Source organism: Solwaraspora sp. WMMA2080 (assembly GCF_027497395.1).
In the GTDB taxonomy this organism is placed as follows: domain Bacteria; phylum Actinomycetota; class Actinomycetes; order Mycobacteriales; family Micromonosporaceae; genus Micromonospora_E.
On the sequence record NZ_CP114910.1, the window covers coordinates 6,553,912 to 6,563,630 of the forward strand.

7 protein-coding genes and 1 pseudogene are annotated in these 9,719 nt (G+C 73.3%); 3 read left to right on the plus strand and 5 right to left on the minus strand.

The genetic code is table 11. The features are described 5' to 3' along the window. Nucleotides 1-33: 33 nt before the first annotated feature. Nucleotides 34-1,161, plus strand: a complete 1,128-nt coding sequence (gene gcvT, locus O7543_RS30080; RefSeq protein ID WP_281550769.1) for a glycine cleavage system aminomethyltransferase GcvT — start codon at nt 34-36, stop codon at nt 1,159-1,161. A gap of 48 nt (nt 1,162-1,209) precedes the next feature. Here gcvT and O7543_RS30085 read toward each other — a convergent pair whose 3' ends face one another. From O7543_RS30085 to O7543_RS30095, 3 genes and pseudogenes are all read right to left on the minus strand, one after another. Further along, nucleotides 1,210-2,514, minus strand: a complete 1,305-nt coding sequence (locus tag O7543_RS30085) for a DUF2314 domain-containing protein (protein ID WP_281550768.1) — start codon at nt 2,512-2,514, stop codon at nt 1,210-1,212. Nucleotides 2,515-2,664: 150 nt separating this feature from the next. Beyond that, complete coding sequence (locus O7543_RS30090) at nt 2,665-3,426, minus strand: adenosylcobinamide-GDP ribazoletransferase (RefSeq protein WP_281550767.1); 762 nt, start codon at nt 3,424-3,426, stop codon at nt 2,665-2,667. An 87-nt stretch (nt 3,427-3,513) separates the two neighbouring features. Beyond that, nucleotides 3,514-5,154, minus strand: a pseudogene (locus tag O7543_RS30095) (bifunctional adenosylcobinamide kinase/adenosylcobinamide-phosphate guanylyltransferase); the annotation flags it as partial. Nucleotides 5,155-5,280: 126 nt separating this feature from the next. Between O7543_RS30095 and O7543_RS30100 the strand changes: the two are divergent. Next, a complete protein-coding gene (locus tag O7543_RS30100; protein WP_281550765.1) occupies nt 5,281-5,481 on the plus strand; it encodes a hypothetical protein in 201 nt (66 codons plus the stop codon). Between the two features lie 10 nt (nt 5,482-5,491). Then, nucleotides 5,492-6,283 carry a site-2 protease family protein gene (locus O7543_RS30105; RefSeq protein WP_281550764.1) on the plus strand — a complete coding sequence of 264 codons (792 nt, stop codon included), beginning with the start codon at nt 5,492-5,494 and terminating at the stop codon, nt 6,281-6,283. A gap of 111 nt (nt 6,284-6,394) precedes the next feature. On the opposite strand, the gene O7543_RS30110 is transcribed toward O7543_RS30105, so the two are convergent. Both O7543_RS30110 and O7543_RS30115 read right to left on the minus strand, forming a co-directional pair. Further along, nucleotides 6,395-7,393, minus strand: a complete 999-nt coding sequence (locus O7543_RS30110) for an aldo/keto reductase family protein (RefSeq protein ID WP_278170376.1) — start codon at nt 7,391-7,393, stop codon at nt 6,395-6,397. Between the two features lie 125 nt (nt 7,394-7,518). Beyond that, on the minus strand, nt 7,519-9,719 hold a 2,201-nt coding region (locus O7543_RS30115), incomplete at its 5' end, for a WG repeat-containing protein (protein ID WP_348650063.1).

The following is a 9,719-nucleotide window of genomic DNA, read 5'->3' on the forward strand; positions in this document are numbered from 1 at the left end:
GCCACCTGCGGGTCCGCCGGTAAGTTGCCTCCCATGACCGAGGTGACCATGACCGGGGACGGCGCGCCGCGCAGATCCCCGCTGCACGACCGGCACGTCGCGCTCGGCGCGAAGTTCGCGGCCTTCGGCGGCTGGCAGATGCCGCTGGAGTACGCCGGCGGCGGCGTGCTGCGCGAGCACGAGGCGGTGCGTGACGCCGTCGGCGTGTTCGACGTGTCGCACCTCGGCAAGGCCCGGGTCACCGGACCCGGCGCGGCGGCGTTCGTCAACACCTGCCTCAGCAACGACCTGGACCGGATCGCCGCCGGTTCGGCCCAGTACACGCTCTGCTGTGACGACGCCACCGGCGGCGTCGTCGACGACATCATCGCCTACCGGTACGCCGACGACCACGTGTTCCTGGTACCCAACGCGGCGAACACCGGCGAGGTGGTCGGCCGGCTGCGGGCGGCGGCGCCCGGCGGGGTCACGGTTACCGACGAGCACACCGGGTACGCCGTACTGGCGGTGCAGGGACCGGCCTCGGCCGGACTCCTCGCCGATCTGGGGCTGCCCACCGGGCATCCGTACATGAGCTTCGTCGCCGGTCGGCTGGCCGGCACCGAACTGGTCGTCTGCCGCACCGGGTACACCGGCGAGCACGGCTACGAACTGGTGGTGCCGGCCGAGGCGGCGGGCCGGGTGTGGGACCTGCTGCTGGCCGCCGAGACACCGATCGCCGCGCGGGCCTGTGGGCTGGGCGCTCGGGACACGCTGCGCACCGAGATGGGGTACGCGCTGCACGGCCAGGACCTGACGGTGGCGGTCACCCCGGTGCAGGCCCGGCTCGGCTGGGCGGTCGGCTGGCGCAAACCGGACTTCTGGGGTCGGACCACACTGCTGGCGGAAAAAGCAGCCGGGCCGGCCCGGCTGCTGCGCGGTCTGCAGGCCGTGCAGCGGGCCATCCCGCGACCCGGCATGGCCGTGCTGCTCGACGGAGCGCAGGTCGGTGCGGTGACCAGCGGTACCTTCTCGCCGACCCGCAGGGCAGGTGTCGGCCTGGCTCTGCTGGACACCGCTGCGGTGCCGACCGACGGTGTCGAGGTGCAGGTTGACGTGCGCGGCCGACACGCGCCGATGCGGGTGGTGACCCCGCCGTTCGTACCGTCGTCGGTGCGTTGACTGCCCGCTGCGCTGACGGCGTCCCGGCTCAGCGCCCGACCGGACCGCTCACCGCCCGGTCGGGCCCCGGTCGCCCTGATCGAGTACCGACTCGGTCCAACCACCCTCCACCATTCGGTCGCCGCTGATCAGCGCCCAGTCGACCACGTCCGCGGCGTCCACCTCGACCGGGCTGCCGACCCGTACGGTCGGGTCGCAGACCGCGTCGACCGTGCTGGCCGCGTGGATCCGGCCGGGATGCGGCCAGCCGGTGACGTTGGCCCATACGTACTCGTGGCCGTCCGGCGCGGTGAGACCGTACTTGACCAGCAGTTGACCGCCGAGCGCGCGGGCGAGGTACCGGGCCCGGACCTCGCCCAGCGACCGGCGGGCGGTGGTGATCGCCTGTGCCATCGCGTCGCTGCGCCGGGCGTAGTGGATCTCCGGCTGCCCGGCGCCGAAGAGCTCGCCGCAGACCTGGGTGAAATAGTCCCCGGCGTCGCTGTCGGCGACCTGCGGCGGCGGGCGGAGGGTGAGGAAGGAGTCGGCCTCCGGATCGGTCGACGGGTCCAGCACGATCCGCAGCAGCGCCGAACCCGCCGAATCGTGCCGGTCCTGGTTGCCGTACGCGACGGCGATGTCGTGGCCGGACACCGGCAAATTCACCGGCAACTGGACGAAGGCCGGCGGCTCCGGTTCAGCCAGGGCCTCGGTCCAGATCCGCAGCAGCCGGCGGGCGGTCCCGGTCATGATCGCCCCCCAGGCCCGGACGAACCTCGGCGGCACCTGCTGCGCCTGCAGCTCCAGCAGCCCGAACCGACGCAGCCCTTTCGTGGTGAACCAGAGCCCGTCGTCGTCGGGGGAGTAGGGCACCAGGATCCAGTCGACCAGGCGGATCCGGCCGTCGGCGTCGGGCAGCGACCGCAACGCACCCGCCGGGTCGAGGAACTGCAGCCCGAACAGGTCGATCAGGTCGACGTCGAGGGCGTCGGCCAGCGCCGCGCCGACCGCCCGCGCGGCCCACTCATGCGCCGGCGGCCAACCCGGCCGGTAGTTGGCCTGGACCACGACACAACGCTGTGCGGTGCGGAGTCGGGCCAGCTGACCGCCGGTTGCCCCGAACGCGGCCAGCAGATCCGGCGGCAGCTCCGGCAGCCGGTCGACCGGGCGGGTCTGCACGGTCATCAGCGGACTGCCGAGCATCTGTCGGGTCAGGTCGCGCACCGGTCGGGGCAGCCGGTCACCGAGCCAGTCCACCGCGTCCAGCGCCTCCGGTACAGCCGCGTCCGGCGGTACCACCGGGACCAGGTACGTGGCGGCCAGCGACTCCGGGACCGGCACTGGCAGCAGCAGGTCGTCCGAACTGGCGGCCATAGGTGCTCCCTGCTCCCCGGGTCGTGCGTCGCTGGCGAGGTGAACGCTACCCGGCACCGGACCCGTGGCGGCCGAGGTTGCCGATCGCCGTGGCCCGTTGCCGACGGCCGGTCGGGGTGCGGCCGGCACCGCCGGTCACCTGACACCGGGTCACCGCACGGTTACCAGGCCCAGGTAGACGGCGGTGGTGGTGAATTCGACCCCGGCACCCAGCACATCGCCGGTGATCCCGCCGAACCGGCGTACCAGATGGCGCAGCCAGGTCTGCCACAGCAGCACGGCGCCCAGCACCACCAGCGGCCCCTGCCAGGGTCGGCCGGGTACGGCGGCGACCGCCACGGCGGCGACCAGGACCGTGCCGGCCGCCAGCAGCGGCCACCGCTGGGTGCCGGCCACCAGCGCGCCGAGCCCGTCCGGTCGGGCGGCCGGCACGGCCTGGCGGCAGGCCCAGGTGACCGCGAGGCGGCCTGCCGCGACCGCGGTGGCGACCGCCGCCAGCACCGCCGGCCACGACCGTCCGGCCGGTAGCGAACCGAGCGACGCCGTCTGCGCCAGCAGCACGACGACCAGGGCCACCACGCCGAACGGGCCGATGTCCGGCCGGCGCATCACCGCCAGCGCGCCGTCGGCGGGCCGGTGCGAGCCGAGCGCGTCGACGGTGTCGGCCAGTCCGTCCAGGTGCAGCCCTCGGGTCGACGCCGCAGCCAGGCCCGTCACCACCGCAGCGGCGACCAGCGCCGGGGTTCCGGCGGCCGAGAGCGCGAGCAGGGTCGTTGCCAGAAGTACGCCGAGACCGAGGCCGACCACCGGGGCGACCGCCATCGCCGCGGCCGCCGCCGGTCGGTGCACCGGACCGGGCCGCAGCGGAAACACGGTGAAGGTGGTGACGGCGAGCCGGACGCCGGCGGACACCGCATGTCCCGGACCGGTGGGCGGTCCGGCGGCCGCCGGACCGGCCGCCGCCGGGTCGGCGGCGGCCGGTCCGGCGGCCGCCGGACCGGGACCGGCCGGCTCCGGTTCGGCGAACGTCGGGTGTTCGCCGAGCGTGTCGGCCAGGGCGAGCGTCGAACGCAGCAGCGGCAACGCGGCCAGCGCGGTGGCGCCCTCACCCAGGTCGAGCCGCAGATCCAGAAGCGGGGTCAGGCCGAGTACGTCCGCCGCGTGCCGAACGGTCGGCTGCCGGCCGTGGTCGGGCAGCAGGCACCAGTGCCGGGTCTGGCCGGCGAGATCCCGGCTGACCAGCGCGGCGGCCACCCCGACCGGGCCGTCCAGCAGCACCGGGATCCGGTTGGCGGTCGCGCCGAGCAGCACCCCGGTGGCCACCGCGACGTCCCCGCCGGCGTACTCCGCCAGCACCTCCCGGGCACCACGGGTGCCGCGCCGGGTGCGGTGCAGCGCGTCGCGTACGGCGGCGCACCGCGACATCCACGCGGCGTCGTCGACCTTTCCGCCCGCTGCGGACACCCGGCCGAGCAGCGCCGCCGGTTCCGCCCCGGTGGTCGCCGCGACGACGGCGGCCGCTGCGGCGGCACCGCCCGCGCCGCAGGCGGCGATGACGATCGCCGCCACGCCGGCCCGGCCGGCCCGCTGCGCCACCTCCCACCCGGTTGCCAAGGCGCTGTTCACCTCGTCGGGGGTGAGCGCCGGCTGATGTTCGATCGGGGCGGCGACGGGGGCGGCAACGACGTCGACGACCGCACCGGCGGTGGCGGCCAGCCGCGCCAGCGCCCCGTGGCCGGCGCGGGCCTGGTCGGCCCGGCGCGCCGAGTCCTGCGGGCTGTCGCCGGCGGCGACTCCACCTTCGTGGTCGCCGTGGACCAGCACCACCTGGACCTGGTCCCACGGTTGCGGGCTGGTCGCGTCCTGCGTACCGGCGGCGAAGCCGATGACGTTCTCGAGCGCACCGAACCCGGCTCCGGGCAGGTCCAGCTGGCCCAGCCGGGCGATGCCGGCGGTCCGGGTCTTCTCCGCCGGCATCGGCAGGGTCATCCCGGGGGCGATCTGTGCCGCCGCGCCGGACCCATTGGTCGCGGCCGGCTCCGGCCCGGCTTGCGACTGCGGCTCCGGGCTGGTCACCGTGGCGGTCGCGGCCGGACCGGTCGACTTGAGCTGCACCGGTTGTCCGGCCACGACCAGCACTACCGCGTCGGACACCTCGGCCAGCAGTTGGTTGGTTGAGCCGAGCGCGTCCGCGAACGCCCGCCCGACCGGTGTGGACGGCACCAACGCCAGCCCTACCTCCGGGCTGACCAGCACCAACCGGGCCGGGCAGGACCGCACCGCAGCACAGAGCTCAGCGATGGTGGCCCGGTCGTCGGCTGGTTGCCGGGTCGGATCGAGCAGCGCGGCGACCCAACCGCCCAGGTCGTCGACGAGCAGCGTCTCATCCGCGCGGGCCGACGAGATCGCCTCGATCAGCCGGCCCGGATCCCCGGTGGCCTCGTCGGTGTGCCAGTCGGCCGGCCGGCGGGCCCGGTGCGCCCCGATCCGGGCGAGCCACTCGGCGTCGGACGGATCGGCCGCACCCGTCGCCACGTAACGCACCATCGGATCACCGGTGATCAGGGACTCGGCGAAGTCGGACTTGCCGGACCGGATTCCACCGAGTACAAGAATGGACTGCCACCCGCCAACGGACATGCCAGTACCTTACGGCGGGCGCGGCCGGCCGTGACCTGCCGGGGCGGTGCCGGCCGTGCTCCGGTGAGGTGGGATGTCACCGGCCGCGGCTAGGCTTGCGGCGTCCATCGCCGAGGGGAGCAGCACATGCCATGGAGTTGGCGGTACGTGGACGCGGAAGGTCAGCCCACGCAGGGGCCGGCCGAGACGTTCGGCACCCAGGCCGACGCCGAGTCCTGGATCGGCCAGGCCTGGCGGGAGTTGGCCGCGGCAGGCGTCGCCTCGGTCGAGCTGTTGGAGGACGACCGCACCGAGTACCGGATGAGTCTGCTGCCGGCAGGCAAGTGAGATGCGGCCGGTGCCGTCCGACGGACCGTCGGGTGGCCTGCGGGCCGGTCGGCCGACGACGAGCTGGCGGCCCAGTCCGGTCTTCCTCGTCCTGGTCGCACTGGTGGCCGGCAGTGGCGCACTCGCCTGGTCGGGTGAGCGGTACGCCCGGGTGGCCGTCTTCGTGCTGGTGGTCAGCGGCTGGTTGGTCTCGCTCTGCCTGCACGAGTACGCGCACGCGCTGGTTGCCTACCGGTTCGGTGACCGCAGCGTGGCGCGCCGCGGCTATCTGACGCTCAACCCGTTCCGGTACACCCATCCGCTGCTGTCCGTCGCGTTGCCGGTGCTGGTGGTCCTGCTCGGCGGGATCGGCCTGCCCGGCGGCGCGGTCTGGGTGGACCGGCACCGGATCGCGGGCCGCGTCCGGCACACCCTGGTGAGCCTCGCCGGCCCGGCGGTCAACGTGTCTCTCGCGGTGGTGCTCGCGGTGCCGTTCCTCGCCGGTGTGAATCCGGGCACCCGCCAGGAGTTCTGGGCGGGGATCGCCCTGCTGGGCTTCCTGCAGTTGACCGCCAGTGTGCTCAACCTGCTGCCGGTCCCCGGACTGGACGGCGGCAACATGGTCCAACCGTGGCTGCCACCGGCCTGGCAGCGCGGTTACCAGGTGCTCGCGCCGTTCGGCTTCATCGGCCTGTTCGCGTTGCTGTGGGACGACCAGATCGGCGGCGCGTTCTTCCGGGCCGTGTTCTGGTTGGGCGACATGTTCGGGCTGCCCGCGCCGCTCTACGGCTACGGGTTGGCGCTGATCCGTTTCTGGTCCTGACGGCTGCCCGGCGTGGCGGCGGTCCATTAGCGCCGGGCCGGGTGCGTGCACCTACGACGCGTCATGCCGCTGCGGCTCCGCCCGCAGCGGCATGACCTCGCACGGGGCCGGCTACGGCCGACTGGCCGGGCTGACGGTCCTGCCCGGGTCCCGCTCGACGATCGGCTCCAGGATCTCGTCGATGGCCTTCATCAGGCCACCGTCCAGTTGGACCCCGCTGGCCTTGACGTTGTCCCGCACCTGCTCGGGCCGGGTGGCACCAATGATGGCCGACGACACGTTGGGGTTCTGCAGCACCCAGGCGAGGGCCAGCTGGGCCATCGACAGGCCGGCCTGCTCGGCCAGTGGCTTGAGCTGCGCCACGGTGCTCAGCGTCTGGTCGGTCATGAACCGGGCGATGAACGTTGCGCCCCCGGACTGGTCGGTGGCCCGGGAGCCGGCCGGCGGTGGCTGACCAGGCTGGTACTTGCCGGTGAGCACACCCTGACCCAGTGGCGAGAAGACGATCTGCCCGACGCCGAGTTCCTCGCTGGCCGGGATCACCTCAGCCTCGATGACCCGCCACAGCATCGAGTACTGCGGCTGGTTGGACACCAGTGGGATCTTCAGCTCACGGGCCAGCGCGTGACCCTGACGGATCTGCGAGGCGTTCCACTCCGAGACCCCGATGTAGTGGGCCTTGCCGGAATGCACGATGTCGGCGAAGGCCTCCATCGTCTCCTCCAACGGCGTGGCGTAGTCGAACCGGTGCGCCTGGTAAAGGTCGACGTAGTCGGTCTGCAGCCGGCGCAGCGAGCCGTTGATCGACTCCATGATGTGCTTGCGGGACAGTCCCCGGTCGTTGCGCCCCTCGCCGGTCGGCCAGAAGACCTTGGTCAGGATCTCCAGCCCTTCCCGGCGTTCGCCACGCAGCGCTCGGCCGAGCACCTCCTCGGCCCGGGTGCCGGCGTACGTGTCGGCGGTGTCGAAGGTAGTGATGCCGACGTCCAGCGCGGCGCGCACGCAGGCGTTGGCTGCCTCTTCCTCCACCTGCGATCCGTGGGTGATCCAGTTTCCGTAGGAGATCTCGCTGACGAGCATGCCGGAGCGGCCTAGGTGTCGGAATTCCATGCCCCAACCCTAGTCGTCGGTCGGCCCGCCGGGGGGGTCGGCATGAGCTTACGTACAGCGGTAAATCGATCTCGCGATGGTGCCGACGGACCGGTTGTCCGGTACGGGCGCCGCGTACCGCCGCGTCACAGCAGCGGTTTGGTGTCGGCCAGCAGCCGGTCGATCTCGTCCATCACGTCCGCGCGGCTGGGCAGCACCGGGTCGATCAGCGGTTCCCCGCGCCGGTCCAACGCCCCCCAGTGTCCGTTGGGGGCCGCGACCAGGAACGCCACCGGATGGATCGCCATCGCCGGATGCACCGGTGGTACGACCATGCGTCCGGACCGGTCGACCACGCCCTTGCGCCCACCCGAGTCGATGATCGCCAAACCCTCGTCGGTGAAGCCGTCGATGTAGCGGCCGTCGGTGAGTGCGGTCGGGAAGCCGCCGAACCGGGGCGGGAGCAGCATCCGGCCGGTCTTGTCGACCGCGCCCCAGCCCCCGCGCCGGACCACCGCGACGCCGCGCCGGAACGGGCGTACGTCCTCGAAGCCGGTCCCGATCACCACGGTGTTGTTCCGGTCGATGGCGATCCAGCTGCCGGTGCCGTCGGCGGTGACCCAGGCGAGTCCGTCGGAGAACGAGCCGACCCCGATGTAGCCGGCGGTTGGCGCGATCACCGTCGTCCCCGACTCGTCGATCAGCTCCCACCACTTGGCCTCCGGCCGGCGGACCCAGGCCACCCCCTCGTGGAACGGCTGGACGTCGGCGTAGCCGGGAGCGATCACCAGCTCGCCGTCGACCCCCGCGTACCCCCATTGCTGGGCCCGGTCGTTGAAGGTCGGTCGCGGCGGACGGTGCAGCCGCAGGATCTCCTCCCGGTCCCGGGGGTACGGCCCCCAACCGTTCTCGGCGACCTTGGCGAACACCGCGTCCAGCGCGAGTTCGGTACGCGCGATCAGGTCCGGATCCTCGACCTTGCGCAGCTCCAGCGCACGTTCAAAGTGGTTGCACGCCTCCATGTAGCGGCCCTGGTCGTAGCAGGACCGGCCGGCATGTTCGTGCATCGTGGCCCGGAGCCGGTCGGGTAGCTCGGCCGAGTTGGCCTCCTCGAACAACCGGTCCGCCTCGGCGAAGTCACCCCGCCACTGCAGCACGTGCGCCAGCCGTGCCTGGGCGATCGCGACCCGGCGTAGCTCCCCGGTCGCCTCGGCGTGCGCCAGCGCCAGTTTGGCGTCGGCCAGTGCCTTGCCGAGGTCGCCGAGGATCCGGGAGACGACCGCCCGCAGGCTCAACAGCCGGGCCCGGGTGGCGTTGTCGGTCGCCGGTTCGATCTTCTCGGTGAGCCGGTCCCGGATGGCCCGGAACTCGTCGGGATTGTCCACCAGCTCACGCAGCGTCTCGTGGTGGAAACGCCAGTGGTACGACGACAGCATCTGTTCGGGGTCGCTGAGCTGGGGCTCGGTCTCGTCCGGTGCGGTCTCGGGATCCGGTGCCGGGTCGGGTTCGTCGGCCGGCTGGTCCGGCTGTACGAGCGGGGCCAGCATAGTGGGTGCGCCGAGCGCCGTTGCCGAACCGGCGGCGGTCCCGGTGACCGGTAGGACGGTGTCCGGACTGGCCGGCGGCCCGGTAGGGCCGGAGCCGCCATCGTTGTCGTCCGGGGCGGTACCGGTCGGATCGTCGGTTGGTCCGGCAGCAGGGTCGGTGTCGACCGGGTCGGTGTCGACCGGGTCGGTGTCGACCGGGTCGGTACCGGCTGGGTCGGTGTCGGCCGGGCCGCTATTGAGCTGGTCGGGCAGCGGAGCCGGTCCACCGTCGCTGTCCGCAGTGGTGGAGGTTTCCGCAGCGGGCGCTGCGTCCGGCCGTACCAGCGCGGCGGCCGGTGACACCGAAAGGTCCGACTGGAGTGGGGCCTCCGCCGGGACCTCGGCTGGGGCCTCCGCCGGGACTGGGACCGAGGCGTCGGACGGAACCCGACCGGACGGTGCGGCGGTGGGGAAGACCGGCGTCGGCGGAGCAGCCATGGGCACCGTCGGGGAGGCTTGCGCCGGTCGCGGCGGTGCTGGCTGGTCTGGCTGCGGGCGCACGATGTACGGCGGCGGGGCGTGCCGCGGCTCGGCCTTGGCGCGCACCACGTACTCCGGTGTGGCGGCATCCTCCCCTCGGGGGACCGGCCGGATCTGCGGGTGCTCGCCGGTCGGCGTCTGCACCCGGAACTCCGGGGGCGGCCCGGCCGGGGCGGAGACCGGAATCGGCAGTTGTTCGCCGGTCTGACCCGGAACCGGTCGGTGGATCCGGCCGTCGGTGACCGCCCCTGCCGTGGGCATCCGACCCGGCGGTGGCGGGA